The organism is Frankia sp. AiPs1 (genome assembly GCF_023716945.1).
Classification (GTDB): Bacteria; Actinomycetota; Actinomycetes; order Frankiales; family Frankiaceae; genus Frankia.
Map to the genome: position 1 here is coordinate 1 of NZ_JAMQQF010000937.1, position 1,399 is coordinate 1,399.

The window sequence follows — 1,399 nt, forward strand, 5'->3', positions numbered from 1 at the left end:
GGCCGGGCCCGCGCGCCCGGCGGCGACCGCCCCCGACTGCCACGGACGCAGCAGGGCCGCCATCCCCAGTGCCCACGCGACGCCAAGCAGGTAGCCACCGAGGACGTCGGACACGAAGTGCACCCCCAGCCCGAGCCGGGAGAAACCGGTCACCGCAACGATCAGACCCCATCCGCCCCACCAGGGCCATGACGCCCGGCGACCGGTGACGGTCCGGACGGCGACGAGGCAGACGACGGCGGCGACCATCGCGCCGAGCGCATGCCCGGAGGGGAAGCTGAGCCCGGCAGCGTGCGCCACCGGGTTGGCGAACGACGGCCGGGCCCGCCCGATCAGATCCTTGAACCCCGTCGCCAGCAGGCCCCCTGCACCGACCGTGACCAGGGCGAACACCACCAGTCGACGGGTGGCCGCCGGATCGGCTCGGCCTACGCCACCGCGGCGGGAACGCCACCACAGCGCGCCGCCGCCGACGGCCGCGAGAACCCGGAAAACCGTCGGGTGGAACACCTCGCTCACCCATCGCAGCGCGGTCACCAACCAGGCCGTGGTGGCCGCGAGCCGGCCGAGCGACTCCGCGACGTCGGCGTCGTTCTCCACGACCGGGGACCAGCCGGCGTCGACCATGATCGCGATTACCACGAACGCCAGGGCCGCGGCCTGCGCGCCCCGGCGAATCGCGCGGGTTCCCGATGGCATCGTGGTGTCCCTGCCCAGCTTCGTCCGGCTTATTCCGTGCGGCGCCCGGCTCATGAACCGCGCGAGCTGGGCGTTCCGCCAGCGACACGGGCAAGCCGGGCCGTTTGGGACGCACCGGCTCGTGCGGTCCGTCCCACCGCATGTCATTCTGGTCCGACCCGCCGGACCCGTCCGGCCGGCCACGTCCTGCAACGGACGGTCGGTTCCGCTAGCCGCGAACCGGCGTACCGTCCCCCCGCACGGGCGTCAGACAGCCCCAGCCGCATGGCTCGGCTCGCCCGATCGGAGGGGAGACCCTTGGACATCGCGACGGGAAAGCCCGGATCGGAAGATCCAACCCAGTTCCTCGACGCCCGGGGAGCCCGCCCGTGAACGGCGACGGGCGGGAGATCAGCGCCATCCAGGTCGGCGATGTGACAGACACCGAGTGGACCAGCGGGGATGCCCGGCGGCGCAATGACGACGCCAGGCCGTTCGCCGGAGACACCGGGTGGGCGATCGGCGGCACCGGACAGGCTGTCGGGGACACCGGACGGGCTGTCGGGGATGCCGGACGGGCCGGCGGGGATGCCGGACGGGCCGGCGGCGAATCCCGGTGGGCCACTGGCGAACCTGGACGCGCGCAGTCGCCCGGCCGTGGTTCGACCCGCGGGCCGGTCGGCGCAAGCGCGCTGCCAGGACCCGGGCATCCGTCCTGGCC

1 protein-coding gene and 1 pseudogene are annotated in these 1,399 nt (G+C 74.1%); one reads left to right on the top strand and one right to left on the bottom strand.

The features are described from left to right. Nucleotides 1-699: phosphatase PAP2 family protein (locus ND748_RS32000; RefSeq protein ID WP_251750013.1), on the bottom strand; the 699-nt coding region annotated here is incomplete at its 3' end. Nucleotides 700-1,067: 368 nt separating this feature from the next. Between ND748_RS32000 and ND748_RS32005 the strand changes: the two are divergent. After that, nucleotides 1,068-1,399, top strand: a pseudogene (locus tag ND748_RS32005) (hypothetical protein); the annotation flags it as partial.